Raw genomic sequence first — 14,668 nt, 5'->3', positions numbered from 1 at the left:
GGCTTCCTGAAACGAAGATGGCCTTCGGAGACGACGCTCCGAAGGCCACCATACCCGCACTGCCGTCATGGTCTCTTGACGGCGGTCAAGACAGCCGGATCGTCAGCCCTTCGCCTCGCCGGCCTCCAGTTCGTCGATGAAGCCGCGGATGACGCCGAGACCCTTCTGCCAGAAGGCCGGGTCGGAGGCATCCAGCCCGAACGGGGCCAGCAGCTCCTTGTGGCGCAGCGTGCCGCCGGCCGACAGCATCGCCAGATACTTCTCGGCGAAGCCCTTCTCGGCATCCTGATAGACCGCGTAGAGCGAGTTCACCAGACAGTCGCCGAAGGCATAGGCGTAGACATAGAAGGGCGAATGGATGAAGTGGGGAATGTAGGACCAGTAGTGCCGGTATCCCTCGTCGAAGCGCAGCGCCGGGCCGAGGCTCTCGGTCTGCACCGCCATCCAGATTTCGCCGATGCGGTCGGAGGTCAGTTCGCCCTCGCGCCGCTCGGTGTGGACGCGGCGTTCGAAATCGAAGAAGGCGATCTGGCGCACCACCGTGTTCAGCATGTCCTCGACCTTGCCGGCCAGCATGATGCGGCGGCGCTTGGGGTCGGTCTCCGCCGCCAGCAGGGCGCGGAAGGTCAGCATCTCGCCGAACACCGACGCGGTTTCCGCCAGCGTCAGCGGGGTGTCGGACAGGAAATGCCCCTGCTTGCCCGCCAGGATCTGGTGGACGCCATGCCCCAGCTCATGGGCCAGCGTCATCACGTCGCGGGTCTTGCCCTGGTAATTGACCAGCAGATAGGGGTGGACGCTGGGCACGGTCGGGTGGGCGAAGGCTCCCGGCGCCTTGCCGGGGCGGACCGGCGCGTCGATCCAGGGATTGTCGAAGAAGCGTTTGCCCAGGCTGGCGAGGTCGGGGGAAAAGCGGGCATAGGCGCCGAGCACGATGTCGCGCGCCTCCTCCCAGGGGATGCTGCGGTCGGCATCCTCCGGCAGGGGGGCGTTGCGGTCCCAATAATCCAGATGGTCCTGGCCGAACCACTTGGCCTTCATCGCATAATAGCGGTGGGACAGGTCCGGATAGGCGCCCCTGACGGCGGAGACCAGCGCGTCGACCACCTCGTCCTCGACCCGGTTGGACAGGTTGCGGGCGGAGGTCGGCGTCGGATAGTTGCGCCAGTCGTCCTCGATCTCCTTGTCCTTGGCGAGCGTGTTGGTGACCAGCGCGAACAGCCGCGCATTCTCGCCCAACACCTTGCCGACCACCTCGCCGGCCTCGCGGCGGATGGCGGGGTTGCGGTCGGACAGGCGGTTCAGCGCCTCCGCACAGGTCAGATCCTTCCCGCCCATGGGGAAGCGCAGACTGGCGATGGTCTCGTCGAACAGGCGGTTCCAGGCGGCGCGGCCGACGACATGCTTTTCGTGCAGCAGCCGCTCGATCTCGTCGGACAGCTGGTGGTCGCGGTAGAGGCGGACGTCGCGCAGCCACGGCTCGTAATGGCGCAGCGCCGGGGACGTCTTCTGCTTGGCCGCGAGATCGGCCTCGTCCAGCCGGTTGATCTCCAGCGTGAAGAAGATCAGGTGGGCGGAGATGTCGTTCACCCGCTCCTGCGCGGACTGGTAGAACTTGGCGATGGTCGGGTCGATCATGTTGCCGTTGTAGACCAGCCCGGCATAGGACATGACGCGCGACAGCGTCTCGTCGATGCTCTCATAGCTGCGGATCGCCGCGGCCAGTTCATCGCCCTTCAGCGCGGCCAGCTTGCCGGCGTAGCGTTCGCGGAAGGCCTTGCACTCCCGCTCCATCCGGTCGAGGTCGGCCTTCAGCTCCGGCGAGTCCATGCCGGGATAGAGGTCGCTCAGGTCCCAGGTGGGAAGCGCACCCAGTTCGGGGGTGTCGTTTGCGGCCATGGCGGCGCTGCTGGTCATCGAATCCCTCCAGAGATTGGTTGGATCCATATAAGCGCGCACGCGCCGCGGGCAAAGTCCTCATGCGGGGTCCTGCAGCGCCCGCCGGCCGGCGCGCAGCACGGCACGCGACAGCTCGGCCAGCGCCGTTCCGGCAATGCGGCTCTGCTGCCAATGGAGCGGCACGTCCAACGGCTGGCCGGGCACCAGCTCCACCAGCCGGCCGGCGGCGAGATGGTCGGCGACCAGCGGGTCCGGGTTCATCCCCCATCCCAGCCCGGCCAGCGCCCCGTCGACGAAGGCGTGGGTAGAGGGCAGCCAATGGGTGGGCGGAGTCGGCGTTTGTGAATCGCGGTCGCCCAGCACCGTCCGCAGCCATTGCGCCTGCAGCCGGTCCTTGCGGTTGAAGGTCAGGCAGGGCGCGCGGGCCAGGGCGTCGGGCGTCACGCCGTCCGGGAAATGGCGGCGCATGTAGTCGGGGCTTGCGGTCGCGCGGTAGCGCAGCGCGCCCAGCGGATGGCTGTTGCAGCCGGGGACCGGTGCCGCGCTGGCGGTGACGGCGGCCAGCACCTCGCCCTTGCGCAGCCATTCGGCGCTGTGGTCCTGGTCGTCCAGCACCAGATCGAACAGGCAATCGGGCATCTCGGCCATCGCCGCGACGAACCAGGTGGCGAGGCTGTCGGCGTTCACCGCGATGCGCAGGGTGGTCGGCCCCTCTGCCGGGAGCAAGCCGGGCAGGGCGCCGCGCAGTTCGCTTTCCAGCAGGGCAACCCGCTCCACATGCTGGCACAGGCGCTGGCCGGCGGCCGTCCCGGTACAGGGCTGGCCGCGCACCACCAGGACGCTGCCCAGCCGTTCCTCCAGCAGCTTGACCCGCTGCGACACCGCCGAGGGCGTGACGTGCAGCTGCTGGGCGGCGCGTTCGAAACTGCCGGTGCGGATCACGGCGGCCAGTGCCGCCAGCAGCGGATAGTCCAGCATGGATTAGCTCCGCTTAATCGGGGCAAGGAGTGTTAAGTAGGGCAAAGGGCGGTCCGATGGTAGCGGATTGGCATCCACCGACTCCGGAACCGCGCCATGACCGACCCCTTTGCCGCCTCCCTGTTTTCCTCCGCCCTGCTCACCGCCTTCCTGCCCGGCCTGTTCCTGGGATTTAGCCTGATCGTCGCCATCGGGGCGCAGAACGCCTTCGTGCTGCGCCAGGGCCTGCGCAACGAGCATGTGCTGGCGATCTGCGCCACCTGCGCCCTGTCCGACGCGGTGCTGATCCTGATCGGCGTCAGCGGTTTCGCCACGGCCGGCGCGCGCTGGCCCTGGCTGGAGCCGCTGATGCGCTATGCCGGTGCCGCGTTCCTGCTGGTCTATGGCCTGCGCAGCGCCCGATCCGCCCTGCGCAGCGGAACCGGGCTGACCCCGGCGGAGCGGGAGCCGGCGGGGCTGCTGCCGGCGCTGCTGACCTGTCTGGCGCTGACCTGGCTGAACCCGCATGTCTATCTGGACACGGTGGTGCTGGTCGGCTCCGTCTCAGCCCGCTTTGCCGAGGCGCGGGAGGCCTTCGCGCTGGGGGCGATGACGGCGTCCTTCCTGTTCTTCTTCGGGCTCGGCTATGGCGCCCGCCTGCTGCGCCCGCTGTTCGCCCGGCCGGCCTCCTGGCGGGTGATGGACGGTGTCATCGCCCTGGTGATGTGGGCCATTGCCGCCGGATTGCTGATCGGGGAGGCCGGAGCCTAAGCGTGCTCCCCCTCCTGCGCCCGCCGGATCGCCGCCTCGACGCATTGCAGGTGCAGCTTCTTGCGGGCGAGCTGGCGGGCGCGGCGTTCCTCCAGGTCGGTGGTCGCCATCGCTTCGATGCTGCAGCCGCGCCAGCCGTTGGCGTCCAGCGCGCGGGCGACCTCGGCATAGCCGAAATAGCCCTTCTCCGGCTGCTCCCACGGTGCGCGGAAGTCGGCGCGGCGCAGGACGAAGCGGTTGGACTGGCTGCCGCCGCCCAGGTTGGTGAGACGGGCCACGATCAGGCGCTCGCCGTTGCCGTGGACGACGGTCAGGATCGGGCGAATCCCGGTGATGGGTGGATCGATGGCCATGATCCATGCATAACGGTCCGTGGGCGTCCTGACCAGAGCGTCGCTGATCCAGATGCCGCCCGCCTGACTTGACGTGCCATCCCTCGCCCGAACGGAGACTCGCCGATGCGCCCCGTCCCGACTCTGCCGTCCGTTCTTCTCCCGCTCCTGTTGCTGAGCGCGCCGGCCGCGGCACAGCTGGCCCCCATGCAGCCCGCCTTCGCTCCGGCCGCGGCTCCGCTCGCGTGCGAGGCCTATTCCGCCGCCCCGATGATCGAGGCGCAGCTGTTCTTCGGCCGCAACATCGGTGCGGATGTCGGCGTCAGCGAGCGCGACTGGGCCGATTTCCTGGATGGCGAGGTGACGCCGCGCTTTCCCAACGGTCTGACCGTCATCGACGCTTCCGGCCATTGGCGCGACAGCGAGACCGGCCGGCTGATCCGGGAGCCGAGCAAGGTGCTGACCCTGCTGGCCGAAGGAGGGCCGGCGACGCTGTCGCTCATCCGCGAAATCGTCGAATCGTACAAGGAGCGATTCCACCAGCAGTCCGTCGGACTCGCCATAAGGCCGGTCTGTGTTTCCTTTTGAATTCCAGGGGTCGGAACGGCGTTTCACGAACGGGGAATGCGACAGCTCGCCGCACCCCCGACCTTCTGACATTTGCCTGCACTTATGCTTTTGTCGCAGATTGTGGAGGCTGCGAAATTGATCGTTTCGTGGCCGAGAGGAAATGCGCACCGAATAGTACCAAAATAGAACGAGGGACGCCCCGCCATGAGCCCGACCGCCAGCACCACGACTGCAGAGCTTTTCGACCAGATGCATGCCCGTTCCCTGTCGGACCCCGCCGGGTTCTGGGGCGAGGCGGCGAAGGACATTTCCTGGTTCAAGCCGTGGGACAAGGTGCTGGACGACAGCAACGCGCCCTTCTACCGCTGGTTCACCGGCGGGGAGCTGAACACCTGCTACAACGCGGTCGATCGTCATGTGGAAGACGGGCGCGGCGCCCAGGCGGCGATCATCTATGACAGCCCGGTCACCCAGACCGTCCAGACCATCACCTATGCCGAGCTGCGGGAACAGGTCGCCCGCTTCGCCGGCGCGCTGCGCGCCCAGGGCGTGGAGAAGGGCGACCGCGTCCTCCTCTACATGCCGATGATCCCGCAATCGGTCGTCGCGATGCTGGCCTGCGCCCGTCTGGGTGCCGTCCATTCGGTGGTGTTCGGCGGCTTCGCCCCGCACGAGCTGGCGACCCGCATCGACGACGCCAAGCCGAAGGCCATCGTCTCGGCCTCCTGCGGCATCGAGCCGAACCGCATCGTCAAGTACAAGCCGATGCTGGACTCCGCCATCGAGCAGTCGGCCCACAAGCCCAGCAGCGTCATCGTCTATCAGCGCCCGCAGGAGACCGCGACGCTGGTCGCCGGCCGCGACGTCGACTGGATGGAGGCCGTGGCGAAGGCCGAACCGGCGGAATGCGTGCCCGTCAAGGCGACCGACCCGCTCTATATCCTCTACACCTCCGGCACGACCGGCCAGCCCAAGGGCGTGGTGCGCGACAACGGCGGCCATGCGGTGGCGCTGCGCTGGACCATGACCAACATCTACAACGTCAAGCCCGGCGAGGTTTACTGGGCGGCGTCGGATGTGGGCTGGGTCGTCGGCCATTCCTACATCGTCTATGCGCCGCTGCTGACCGGCTGCACCACCGTGGTGTTCGAAGGCAAGCCGGTCGGCACCCCCGATCCGGGCACCTTCTGGCGCGTGATCGAGCAGCACAAGGTCGGCACGCTGTTCACCGCGCCCACCGCCTTCCGCGCCATCAAGCGCGAGGATCCGGACGCCAATCACCTGAAGAAATACGACCTGTCGCATTTCCGCGCCCTGTTCCTTGCCGGCGAGCGGTCGGACCCCGACACGCTGCACTGGGCCGAGGACAATCTGAACGTCCCGGTCATCGACCACTGGTGGCAGACCGAGACCGGCTGGGCGATTTCCGGCAATCCGCTGGGCGTCCACCTGTTCCCGATCAAATACGGCTCCGCCACCCGCCCGATGCCGGGCTGGGACGTGCGTGTGCTGAACGCCGAGCTGAAGGAGGTTCCGCGCGGCGACATCGGCGCCATCTGCGTCAAGCTGCCGCTGCCTCCGGGCACGCTGCCGACGCTGTGGAACGCCGACGAGCGCTTCAAGAAATCCTACCTCGCCGACTACCCGGGCTATTACCAGACCGGCGACGCCGGCTTCATCGACGATGACGGCTATGTCTATGTCATGGCGCGCACCGACGACATCATCAACGTCGCCGGCCATCGCCTGTCGACCGGCGCCATGGAAGAGGTGCTGTCGAGCCACAAGGACGTCGCCGAATGCGCGGTGATCGGCGTCGCCGACGACCTGAAGGGCCAGGTGCCGCTGGGCTTCGTCTGCCTGAAGGCCGGCGTCACCCGCCCGCATGAGGAGATCGTCAAGGAGGTTGTCCAGCTGGTGCGCGAGCAGATCGGCCCGGTCGCCGACTTCAAGCGCGCCCTGGTGGTCGACCGCCTGCCGAAGACGCGGTCGGGCAAGATCCTGCGCGGCACCATGCAGAAGATCGCCGACAGCCAGGATTACAAGATGCCGGCGACCATCGACGATCCGGGCATCCTGCCGGAGATCGCCGATGCGCTGAAGACGCTGGGCTACGCCAAGACCAGCAGCACGCCGGCCTGACCGGGCGGACAGGGAAAAGGGCGGCTCTCGGGCCGCCCTTTCTCGTTGGGCTGTGTCAGCCGGATACGACCGACAAATTCTCCGGCTCTTCGCTGCCGAGGTCCAGCAGCGGCAGAAAGCTCGCCGGCTCCTGCGCGCCGGACAGGGCGTAACGGCGGTTGAAGATATAGCAGGGCACCGCCTGCAGTCCCATCTGGCGGGCCAGCGCGTCGGCGGCATGCACGGACGCCGATTCGGCGTCGGTGGACAGCTGGCGCCGCGTCTCGGCGAAATCCATTCCCAGCCCGGCGGCGACGCTGGCCAATGCGTCCCGGTCGCCGATGTCCACGCCCTCGACGAAATAGGCGGCGAACAGCGCATCGGCCATCGCGTTGCCCAGCCCGTGGCGCCCGGCGATCCGGACCAGCCGGTGCGCGTCGAAGCTGTTGGGCGTGCGCTGGATGCGGTCGAGCGCCAGCGGCAGCCCGTCGCGCGCCGCCGTATCCTCGACCACCCGGTGAATCTGCCGGGCGCGCTCCCCGCCGCCGAACTTGGCAGCCAGATAATCGTCGCGCGACATCCCCCCGCGCGGCATGTCCGGGTTCAGCTGGAACGGCTGCCAGCGGAGTTCCGGGCGCAGGCCCGGCCGCTGCATCAGCGCGCGGTCGAGCCGGCGCTTGCCGATGTAGCACCAGGGGCAGATCAGGTCGGCGAAGGTTTCGATCAGCATCCCGCCACTATCCGCGCCTCCCCGGCCGGCGGCAACCGCTTCTTCCATTCCTTCCGCAAAGCGCAAAGGCCCCCGCAACCGTTTGTTAACCGAGTTGGCCCGACAGTCCTCCGTGGTTCCCGCGGTCGTGACGCGGCGGGCGGACATATCCCGGTGGACGATTCCCGATGAGCAATTCCTACGTCGACGGCAAGGTCCGCGAAGCGATCCTGGCGGCCAAGGGCAGCCGGATGAACGCGCAGAAGCTCCTGATGGCCTGGGCCGTCGAAGACCCCGACCTGCTGCGCGGGATTGCCCAGCCCTTCCTGAAGGCCATCGCCGCCGCCGCCATCGAGCGTGCCGGCCGTCCGCCCAGCCGGAACGCGCCCGCGCGACCGGCCGCCGGCGGCGGGGCAGGGGGAGGGCGGCCGTCCGCCTCGGGTCTCAGCCGCGATGCGCTTGAAAACCTGCTGAACCAGTTGGGCCGCGATTCGGGAGATCCGGTTCCACAGCGCGGCGCCGCCGCCGGCAAGGCTGCGGCGGCTGCAAAGGGGGCTGTCGTTCACGACGCTCCGGCCGGCGGGCCGACGCACGAGAAGGCGATGATGGCGATCGCCAAGGCCTTCGTCGCCAAGAAGGTGCGCTGAGCAGTCTCAGCTTCCGTTGTTCGCCGAATAGGGCGTGGCGTCGTCGAACAAGCTCTTTCGGCGCGGCACCGTCCGGATATCCGGCGGCGGGCTGGCGAGCGCCGTGTTGCCGTTGCGGTAGGGGTCGGGGATGTGGTGGCACTCGACATCGGCCAGCGTGCGGTAGCAATAGACCCGCGAGCGGTCGACCTCCACCTTGTCCGGACAGTAATCGCCGCTCTGCTCGAAGTTGAGGATCGAACAGTCGCGGCCGGTCGCCGCCGACACCAGATGATCGCCGATGGTCTTCTTGGTGGCGTTCAGCGTCACCACATCCGCGCCGGCCGCCGCCAACCCGAGCGGGGAGGTGCAGCCGGCCAAGGCCATCACCGGCGCCGCAACTGCAATGGCCAGCCATCCCCGCACCGACGCCGTCCGTCCCATGCCCATCGTCATCCGGCCCCTGTTGCCATGCGCGCACCGGCCCCGATCCGCCGGACTCCGCCATTGCGCGCGAGCGCGGTTAACAAGCGGTGAATTCACTCATACGGCTCGACCTTGCGGATCTCAGCGCGCCAACGCACAGATGCGCGACCGGCATTGCACGACGACGAAGGCATCCTTGTCCTCGCTGCAGCCGATCTTGAAGGTCGTCGATCCCTCGCGCCCGACGGTATAGCGCAGCACCTCGACCTTGGCCGGGGTGCAGTTGCCCATGGACTTGGCGATCTCCTTGGCCTCCGCCTGCGCGGCGGAGACATTGGAGGCGGCCTGCGCCGGTCTCGCCGCCATGACGACGCTGGCGGTCAGTAGAAGGGCGACGAGGCTGCGGCGGGACGGAACAAGGAATGGCATGGCCGGACTATCGCATGACGAGACGCCGAATCGGAAGAGGTGCCTCCGAAATGTCGCAGCGTGCGATTCCCGCCGCTCCGCTGCAGCGAAACTGCTATTCTGCCTGTTCAACCGAAACAAGGGCGGCCGATGGCCGGCCGCAGAAATTCACGGGTTGGGGAAACGCATGACTTCGAACGACCGGCGGCTCGGCGACCGCATCCTCGCCGCACTCGAACTGGCGCTGGAACAAAAGCATCTGGACGTCGCCGAACATCTGGCGCGGGCCCTGGAAGAAACACTGACCCGCTTCGGCGGACCCGATGCCGTCGACCACCGCGAACTGTCGGCGGGCATGATCCAGGCCTTCGACCGCCTGGAAGCCCTGCGCCGGGAAGCGCATCGACTGCCTTGAGCAGACTGGGGAAACCGCCGGAATCCGAGGTGCCGGCTCGACATTAATTTTTTGCAATTTGGTGATTGACAGGCGGCCTCCCGGGCGACTACAAACCGCCCACCGAACGACGGGGCCACAACGGTCCGGGTGAAAACGGTAGGCGGTTCAAAGCTTTGGCTTTGAGATTTGCCGATGTTGAAGCCAAGTCGCTCAGCGCGGGTGTAGCTCAGTTGGTTAGAGCGCCGGCCTGTCACGCCGGAGGCCGCGGGTTCAAGTCCCGTCACTCGCGCCACTTTCTCTTTGAAAATCGCTGTCGTTCGCCAGTATGGCCCAAGGACTCGCAGATCGCGGGTCCTTTTTCGCATGCGAATAGTCTACCCTTTGCCCGATTTTAAAAACGTGGTATTACCAGGATCTACCGCTGGGACCGGCTTGTCCTTCCGCGTAGTGAAAAGCGATTCAAAGCGCTTTCCTTGCCCACGGTCTCGGCATATATTCCGGCCCGTCTGATGGGCTAATCCAAGGCATGGCTGCCACGGCTTTGCGCTTCCACCGATTTCCGGCTGGAACGGCGCCCGTGGTCGTGGGCTTATGGGAGGAACGCGGTGTCGACTCCGCTGATCATTGAGTATCTTCCGATCCTGGTGTTTCTGCTGATCGGCATCGCGCTGGCCGCGGTGATGGTTGGGGCATCCTACGTCATCAGCCCGAAGAACCCGGACGCCGAGAAGGTCTCCCCCTACGAATGCGGCTTCGAGCCGTTCGAGGACGCGCGCACCAAGTTCGACGTGCGGTTCTATTTGGTCTCGATCCTGTTCATCATCTTCGACCTGGAAGTCGCCTTCCTGTTCCCCTGGGCGATCGCCCTCGGCGACATCGGGCTGTTCGGCTTCTGGTCGATGATGCTGTTCCTGGGCATCCTGACCATCGGCTTCATTTATGAGTGGAAGAAAGGAGCTCTGGAATGGGAGTAGAGGTCGCCAAGCCGCTGGCGCCGATTCCGCCCGGACCGGAACAGGACGCCTACATCCGCGCGGTCTCCGACGAGATCCAGGACAAGGGCTTCGTGCTGGCGAAGTACGAGGACCTGCTGTCCTGGGCCCGCACCGGTTCGCTGTGGCCGATGACCTTCGGTCTGGCCTGCTGCGCGGTGGAGATGATCCACGCCTATATGAGCCGGTATGACCTGGACCGTTTCGGCGTGATCCCGCGTCCCAGCCCGCGCCAGTCCGACTGCATGATCGTCGCCGGCACCCTGACCAACAAGATGGCCCCCGCTCTCCGCAAGGTCTACGACCAGATGCCGGAGCCGCGCTGGGTGATCTCCATGGGGTCCTGCGCCAACGGCGGCGGTTATTACCACTATTCCTACGCCGTGGTCCGTGGCTGCGACCGGATCGTTCCGGTCGACATCTATGTTCCCGGCTGCCCGCCGACGGCGGAGGCGCTGATCTACGGCATCCTCCAGCTCCAGAAGAAGATCAAGCGCGGCAACCGCATCGCCCGCTGACCACGGCGTACCGTTCCCGCCCGCAGCCATGCCGCTGCCGGGCGGGACGAACGACAAGCGCGCTGAAGACAAGTAGGAAGGCAGGGTCCCACCCATGTCCGAACAGGCGTTGAAGGAACTCGGGGACGTCATCGCGGCCAAACTCGGCGGCGACGTCCTGAAGGTCGAGGTGAGGCTCGGCGAGCTGATGGTGACGGTCAAACGGCCGGCCATCCTGACGGTGCTGACCGCGCTGCGCGACGATCCGGCCACCCGGTTCGAGCAGCTGACCGACATCACCGCGGTCGATTACCCGGATCGCGTCGAGCGGTTCGAGGTCGTCTACCAGCTGCTCAGCTACACCCACAACCGGCGCATGCGCGTGAAGCTGGCCACCGACGAGGACACGCCGGTCCCGTCGGCCGTGTCCGTCTTCAGCGCGGCCAACTGGTTCGAGCGCGAGGTGTGGGACCTGTTCGGCATCTTCTTCGAGAATCACCCGGACCTGCGCCGCATCCTCACCGATTACGGATTCGAGGGGCACCCGTTCCGCAAGGACTTCCCGCTGACCGGCTATGTCGAAGCCCGCTACGACGAGGACCAGAAGCGCGTGATCTACGAGCCGGTCCGTCTGACCCAGGATTTCCGCGCCTTCGACTTCCTCAGCCCGTGGGAAGGCATGACCAACGTCATGCTGCCCGGCGACGAGAAGGCGGCCCTCCAGGACGGGAGCAAGAAGCCGTGAGCATGACCGTTTCGACCGAATCGGCGACCGGCGTCGTCACGACTGGCCCCACCGGGCCGATCAGCGCGTCGGGTCCCGAGACCAAGACGCAGATCAAGCCCTATACGATGAATTTCGGGCCGCAGCACCCGGCCGCCCACGGCGTGCTCCGTCTGGTGATGGAGCTGAACGGCGAGGTGGTGGAGCGCTGCGACCCGCACATCGGCCTGCTGCACCGCGGCACCGAGAAGCTGATCGAGTACAAGACCTACGTCCAGGCCGTGCCGTATTTCGACCGGCTGGACTATGTCAGCCCGATGTGCATGGAGCATGCCTATGTGCTCGGCATCGAGAACCTGCTGCAGATCAAGGCGCCGCTGCGCGCCCAGTATATCCGCGTCCTGTTCTCGGAGATCACGCGCATCCTGAACCATATCCTGTCGATCACGACGGGTGCGCTCGACGTCGGCGCCATCACGCCGGCCCTGTGGGGCTTCGAGGAACGCGAAATCCTCATGGAGTTCTACGAGCGCGTTTCGGGTGCCCGCCTGCACGCCAATTATTTCCGGCCGGGCGGCGTCGCCTGGGACCTGCCGGACGGGCTGCTGGACGACATCTGGGCCTTCACCGAGCGTTATCCGAAGTTCATGGACGACCTCGAAAGCCTGCTGACCGAGAACCGCATCTTCAAGCAGCGCACGGTCGACATCGGCATCGTCACCAAGGAGGAGGCGCTGGACTGGGCCTTCACCGGTCCGATGCTGCGCGGCTCCGGCGTCGCCTGGGACCTGCGCAAGTCGCAGCCCTACGAGGTCTATGACCGCATGGAGTTCGACGTCCCGGTCGGCGTGACCGGCGACTGCTGGGCGCGCTATCTCGTGCGCATGGAAGAGATGCGGCAGTCGCTGCGCATCATCCGCCAGTGCTGCAAGGAGATGCCGGCCGGCCCCTACAAGATCGAGGACCGCAAGGTGTCGCCGCCGCCGCGCGGCGAGATGAAGCGCTCGATGGAAGCGCTGATCCACCACTTCAAGCTCTTCACCGAGGGCTTCCACGTCCCCGCCGGCGAGACCTATACCGCCATCGAAGCGCCCAAGGGCGAATTCGGCGTGTATCTGGTGTCGGACGGCACCAACAAGCCCTACCGCTGCAAGATCCGCGCGCCGGGCTTCGCCCATCTTCAGGGCCTGGACTTCATGTCGAAGGGTCACATGCTGGCCGACGCCGTCGCCAACATCGCCTCGATGGACATCGTTTTCGGAGAAATCGATCGATGAGCGCGCCCGCTTCCGATCACGGCCACGCCGAGCCGACCAGCTTCACCTTCACTCCGGAAAACCTGGAGCTGGCGAAGCGCATCATCGCCAAGTACCCGCAGGGCAAGCAGGCCAGCGCCTGCATGCCGCTGCTGGACGTGGCCCAGCGCCAGAACGGCGGCTGGCTGCCTCGCGTCGCCATGGACGCCGTGGCCGACCTGCTCGGCATGCCGCGCATCCGCGTGTACGAGGTCGCGACCTTCTACACGATGTACAACAAGAACCCGGTCGGCAGGCACCACATCCAGGTCTGCACCACCACGCCCTGCTGGCTGCGCGGGTCGGACGACATTGTCCACACCTGCAAGAAGAAGCTCGGCATCGAGGTGGGCGAGACCACGGCCGACGGCCAGTTCACGCTGGGCGAGGTCGAGTGCTCGGGCGCCTGCGTCAACGCGCCGGTTGTGCAGATCGGTGACGATTACTACGAAGACGTGGCCCCGGAGCATATGGAGCGCATCCTCGACGCGCTGGCGCGCGGCGAGACGCCGAAGCCCGGTTCGCAGACCGGCCGTCAGTCCTCGGAGCCGGTCGGCGGCCCGACGACGCTGAAGGCTTTCACCACCGCGCAAGCGGACGCCAACACCGCGCAAGCGGACGATTGAGGGGGAGGGGACAGCGATGCTTCGCGATGAGGACCGCATCTTCACCAACCTCTACGGCTACCAGGACTTCGGTCTCGAGGCGGCCCGCAAGCGCGGTGACTGGGACAACACGGCGTCCTTCCTGGCCAACGGTCGGGACTGGATCATCGAGCAGGTGAAGGAATCGGGGCTGCGCGGCCGCGGCGGCGCCGGCTTCTCGACCGGCATGAAGTGGTCCTTCATGCCCAAGAACGTGACCGACAAGCCCGTCTACCTCGTCATCAACGCCGACGAGGGCGAGCCCGGCACCTGTAAGGACCGCGACATCCTGCGCCACGATCCGCACAAGCTGATCGAAGGCTGCCTGATCGCCGGTTTCGCCATCGGCGCAAGCGCCTGCTACATCTACATCCGCGGCGAGTTCTACAACGAGGGCTCCAACGTCCAGCGCGCCATCGACGAGGCGTATGCGGCGGGGCTGATCGGCAAGAACGCCTGCGGCACCGGCTATAACTACGACGTCTACATCCACCGGGGTGCGGGCGCGTATATCTGTGGCGAGGAAACCGCGCTCATCGAGTCGATCGAGGGCAAGAAGGGGCAGCCGCGCAACAAGCCGCCATTCCCCGCCCAGGCCGGTCTCTATTCCTGCCCGACCACGGTGAACAACGTCGAATCCATCGCCGTCGTTCCGACCATCCTGCGTCGCGGCGCCTCCTGGTTCGCCGGCCTCGGCCGTCCGAAGAACTCGGGCACCAAGCTCTTCTGCATCTCCGGGCACGTCAACAAGCCGTGCAACGTCGAAGAAGAGATGGGCATCCCGCTGAAGGAGCTGATCGAGAAGCATGCCGGCGGCGTGCGCGGCGGCTGGGACAATCTGCTGGGCATCATCCCCGGCGGCTCGTCGGTCCCGGTGCTGCCGAAGTCGATCTGCGACACCGTGCTGATGGATTTCGACTCCTTGCGCGAAGTGCAGTCGGGCCTCGGCACCGCCGCGGTGATCGTGATGGACAAGTCCACCGACATCGTGAAGGCCATCGCCCGTCTGTCGTCCTTCTACGCCCATGAGTCCTGCGGCCAGTGCACGCCGTGCCGCGAAGGCACCGGCTGGATGAGCCGCGTCATGCAGCGCATGGTCACCGGCAATGCGCGCATGGAAGAGATCGACATGCTGCTGCAGGTCACCAAGCAGGTCGAAGGCCACACCATCTGCGCGCTCGGCGACGCCGCCGCCTGGCCGATCCAGGGCCTGTTCCGCCACTTCCGTCCGGAAGTCGAGCGGCGCATCCAGGCCTACCGCAACAGCGCCCCGCTGGCGGCCGAGTAAGGAGTTCCCGTT

At 66.7% G+C, this 14,668-nt stretch carries 17 protein-coding genes and 1 tRNA gene; 12 read left to right on the top strand and 6 right to left on the bottom strand.

The features are described 5' to 3' along the window. Nucleotides 1-102: 102 nt before the first annotated feature. Together AZOLI_RS09630 and AZOLI_RS09625 are read right to left on the bottom strand one after the other, a co-directional pair. Nucleotides 103-1,917, bottom strand: a complete 1,815-nt coding sequence (locus AZOLI_RS09630) for a M3 family oligoendopeptidase (protein WP_014248432.1) — start codon at nucleotides 1,915-1,917, stop codon at nucleotides 103-105. Between the two features lie 60 nt (nucleotides 1,918-1,977). Further along, nucleotides 1,978-2,877: a LysR family transcriptional regulator ArgP gene (locus AZOLI_RS09625; protein ID WP_014248431.1), complete on the bottom strand. Its 900-nt coding sequence runs from the start codon at nucleotides 2,875-2,877 to the stop codon at nucleotides 1,978-1,980. Between the two features lie 96 nt (nucleotides 2,878-2,973). On the opposite strand from AZOLI_RS09625, the gene AZOLI_RS09620 reads away from it, so the two are divergent. Beyond that, nucleotides 2,974-3,627 (top strand): LysE/ArgO family amino acid transporter, encoded by a 654-nt coding sequence (locus AZOLI_RS09620; RefSeq protein WP_014248430.1) that lies wholly within the window; start codon nucleotides 2,974-2,976, stop codon nucleotides 3,625-3,627. On the opposite strand, the gene AZOLI_RS09615 is transcribed toward AZOLI_RS09620, so the two are convergent. Beyond that, nucleotides 3,624-3,980 (bottom strand): hypothetical protein, encoded by a 357-nt coding sequence (locus tag AZOLI_RS09615; RefSeq protein WP_014248429.1) that lies wholly within the window; start codon nucleotides 3,978-3,980, stop codon nucleotides 3,624-3,626. The genes AZOLI_RS09620 and AZOLI_RS09615 overlap by 4 nt on opposite strands. Nucleotides 3,981-4,085: 105 nt before the next feature. On the opposite strand from AZOLI_RS09615, the gene AZOLI_RS09610 reads away from it, so the two are divergent. Together AZOLI_RS09610 and AZOLI_RS09605 are read left to right on the top strand one after the other, a co-directional pair. After that, the gene (locus tag AZOLI_RS09610) at nucleotides 4,086-4,547 is read left to right on the top strand and encodes a DUF3574 domain-containing protein (RefSeq protein ID WP_014248428.1); all 462 of its coding nucleotides are present in this window, start codon (nucleotides 4,086-4,088) and stop codon (nucleotides 4,545-4,547) included. A gap of 186 nt (nucleotides 4,548-4,733) precedes the next feature. After that, nucleotides 4,734-6,671 (top strand): propionyl-CoA synthetase, encoded by a 1,938-nt coding sequence (locus AZOLI_RS09605; RefSeq protein WP_014248427.1) that lies wholly within the window; start codon nucleotides 4,734-4,736, stop codon nucleotides 6,669-6,671. A gap of 55 nt (nucleotides 6,672-6,726) precedes the next feature. Here the strand turns inward: AZOLI_RS09605 and AZOLI_RS09600 are convergent, their stop codons facing one another. Continuing rightward, nucleotides 6,727-7,380: a DsbA family oxidoreductase gene (locus tag AZOLI_RS09600; RefSeq protein WP_014248426.1), complete on the bottom strand. Its 654-nt coding sequence runs from the start codon at nucleotides 7,378-7,380 to the stop codon at nucleotides 6,727-6,729. Nucleotides 7,381-7,547: 167 nt separating this feature from the next. Between AZOLI_RS09600 and AZOLI_RS09595 the strand changes: the two genes are divergently transcribed. Beyond that, the gene (locus AZOLI_RS09595) at nucleotides 7,548-8,006 is read left to right on the top strand and encodes a hypothetical protein (protein ID WP_014248425.1); all 459 of its coding nucleotides are present in this window, start codon (nucleotides 7,548-7,550) and stop codon (nucleotides 8,004-8,006) included. A gap of 6 nt (nucleotides 8,007-8,012) precedes the next feature. Here the strand turns inward: AZOLI_RS09595 and AZOLI_RS09590 are convergent, their stop codons facing one another. After that, entirely contained in the window at nucleotides 8,013-8,429 is a 417-nt protein-coding gene (locus AZOLI_RS09590) for a hypothetical protein (protein WP_244442465.1), read from the bottom strand. Between the two features lie 123 nt (nucleotides 8,430-8,552). Beyond that, on the bottom strand, nucleotides 8,553-8,840 hold the full coding sequence (locus tag AZOLI_RS09585) for a hypothetical protein (RefSeq protein WP_044549972.1): 288 nt from the start codon (nucleotides 8,838-8,840) through the stop codon (nucleotides 8,553-8,555). A gap of 166 nt (nucleotides 8,841-9,006) precedes the next feature. Between AZOLI_RS09585 and AZOLI_RS09580 the strand changes: the two genes are divergently transcribed. From AZOLI_RS09580 to nuoF, 8 genes are all read left to right on the top strand, one after another. Further along, nucleotides 9,007-9,234: a hypothetical protein gene (locus tag AZOLI_RS09580; RefSeq protein WP_014248421.1), complete on the top strand. Its 228-nt coding sequence runs from the start codon at nucleotides 9,007-9,009 to the stop codon at nucleotides 9,232-9,234. A gap of 197 nt (nucleotides 9,235-9,431) precedes the next feature. Beyond that, a tRNA-Asp gene (locus AZOLI_RS09575) sits at nucleotides 9,432-9,508 on the top strand. A gap of 313 nt (nucleotides 9,509-9,821) precedes the next feature. Beyond that, nucleotides 9,822-10,190, top strand: a complete 369-nt coding sequence (locus AZOLI_RS09570; protein WP_014248419.1) for an NADH-quinone oxidoreductase subunit A — start codon at nucleotides 9,822-9,824, stop codon at nucleotides 10,188-10,190. After that, a complete protein-coding gene (locus AZOLI_RS09565) occupies nucleotides 10,181-10,726 on the top strand; it encodes a NuoB/complex I 20 kDa subunit family protein (RefSeq protein WP_193353738.1) in 546 nt (181 codons plus the stop codon). Before AZOLI_RS09570 ends, AZOLI_RS09565 begins: the two co-directional genes overlap by 10 nt. 94 nt (nucleotides 10,727-10,820) lie before the next feature. Next, the gene (locus AZOLI_RS09560) at nucleotides 10,821-11,450 is read left to right on the top strand and encodes an NADH-quinone oxidoreductase subunit C (protein ID WP_014248417.1); all 630 of its coding nucleotides are present in this window, start codon (nucleotides 10,821-10,823) and stop codon (nucleotides 11,448-11,450) included. Nucleotides 11,451-11,557: 107 nt separating this feature from the next. Further along, the gene (locus AZOLI_RS09555; protein ID WP_414637093.1) at nucleotides 11,558-12,706 is read left to right on the top strand and encodes an NADH-quinone oxidoreductase subunit D; all 1,149 of its coding nucleotides are present in this window, start codon (nucleotides 11,558-11,560) and stop codon (nucleotides 12,704-12,706) included. Beyond that, nucleotides 12,703-13,350 carry an NADH-quinone oxidoreductase subunit NuoE gene (gene nuoE / locus AZOLI_RS09550; RefSeq protein WP_014248415.1) on the top strand — a complete coding sequence of 216 codons (648 nt, stop codon included), beginning with the start codon at nucleotides 12,703-12,705 and terminating at the stop codon, nucleotides 13,348-13,350. The genes AZOLI_RS09555 and nuoE overlap by 4 nt, the downstream gene beginning before the upstream one ends. 16 nt (nucleotides 13,351-13,366) lie before the next feature. Next, nucleotides 13,367-14,656 carry an NADH-quinone oxidoreductase subunit NuoF gene (gene nuoF, locus AZOLI_RS09545; RefSeq protein WP_014248414.1) on the top strand — a complete coding sequence of 430 codons (1,290 nt, stop codon included), beginning with the start codon at nucleotides 13,367-13,369 and terminating at the stop codon, nucleotides 14,654-14,656. Nucleotides 14,657-14,668 lie beyond the last annotated feature (12 nt).

It is taken from the genome of Azospirillum lipoferum 4B (genome assembly GCF_000283655.1).
Classification (GTDB): Bacteria; Pseudomonadota; Alphaproteobacteria; order Azospirillales; family Azospirillaceae; genus Azospirillum; species Azospirillum lipoferum_C.
Note: the sequence above shows the minus strand (reverse complement) of the source record. Positions and strands in the feature narration are given on the sequence as shown.

Coding starts and splice junctions, on each gene's coding strand:
- AZOLI_RS09605 (WP_014248427.1), top strand. CDS start 4,734: ATGAGCCCGACCGCCAGCACCACGACTGCAGAGCTTTTCGACCAGATG.
- AZOLI_RS09600 (WP_014248426.1), bottom strand. CDS start 7,380: ATGCTGATCGAAACCTTCGCCGACCTGATCTGCCCCTGGTGCTACATC.
- AZOLI_RS09590 (WP_244442465.1), bottom strand. CDS start 8,429: ATGGGACGGACGGCGTCGGTGCGGGGATGGCTGGCCATTGCAGTTGCG.
- AZOLI_RS09625 (WP_014248431.1), bottom strand. CDS start 2,877: ATGCTGGACTATCCGCTGCTGGCGGCACTGGCCGCCGTGATCCGCACC.
- AZOLI_RS09610 (WP_014248428.1), top strand. CDS start 4,086: ATGCGCCCCGTCCCGACTCTGCCGTCCGTTCTTCTCCCGCTCCTGTTG.
- AZOLI_RS09555 (WP_414637093.1), top strand. CDS start 11,558: ATGAATTTCGGGCCGCAGCACCCGGCCGCCCACGGCGTGCTCCGTCTG.
- AZOLI_RS09615 (WP_014248429.1), bottom strand. CDS start 3,980: ATGGCCATCGATCCACCCATCACCGGGATTCGCCCGATCCTGACCGTC.
- AZOLI_RS09595 (WP_014248425.1), top strand. CDS start 7,548: ATGAGCAATTCCTACGTCGACGGCAAGGTCCGCGAAGCGATCCTGGCG.
- AZOLI_RS09585 (WP_044549972.1), bottom strand. CDS start 8,840: ATGCCATTCCTTGTTCCGTCCCGCCGCAGCCTCGTCGCCCTTCTACTG.
- nuoE (WP_014248415.1), top strand. CDS start 12,703: ATGAGCGCGCCCGCTTCCGATCACGGCCACGCCGAGCCGACCAGCTTC.
- nuoF (WP_014248414.1), top strand. CDS start 13,367: ATGCTTCGCGATGAGGACCGCATCTTCACCAACCTCTACGGCTACCAG.
- AZOLI_RS09565 (WP_193353738.1), top strand. CDS start 10,181: ATGGGAGTAGAGGTCGCCAAGCCGCTGGCGCCGATTCCGCCCGGACCG.
- AZOLI_RS09580 (WP_014248421.1), top strand. CDS start 9,007: ATGACTTCGAACGACCGGCGGCTCGGCGACCGCATCCTCGCCGCACTC.
- AZOLI_RS09630 (WP_014248432.1), bottom strand. CDS start 1,917: ATGACCAGCAGCGCCGCCATGGCCGCAAACGACACCCCCGAACTGGGT.
- AZOLI_RS09560 (WP_014248417.1), top strand. CDS start 10,821: ATGTCCGAACAGGCGTTGAAGGAACTCGGGGACGTCATCGCGGCCAAA.
- AZOLI_RS09620 (WP_014248430.1), top strand. CDS start 2,974: ATGACCGACCCCTTTGCCGCCTCCCTGTTTTCCTCCGCCCTGCTCACC.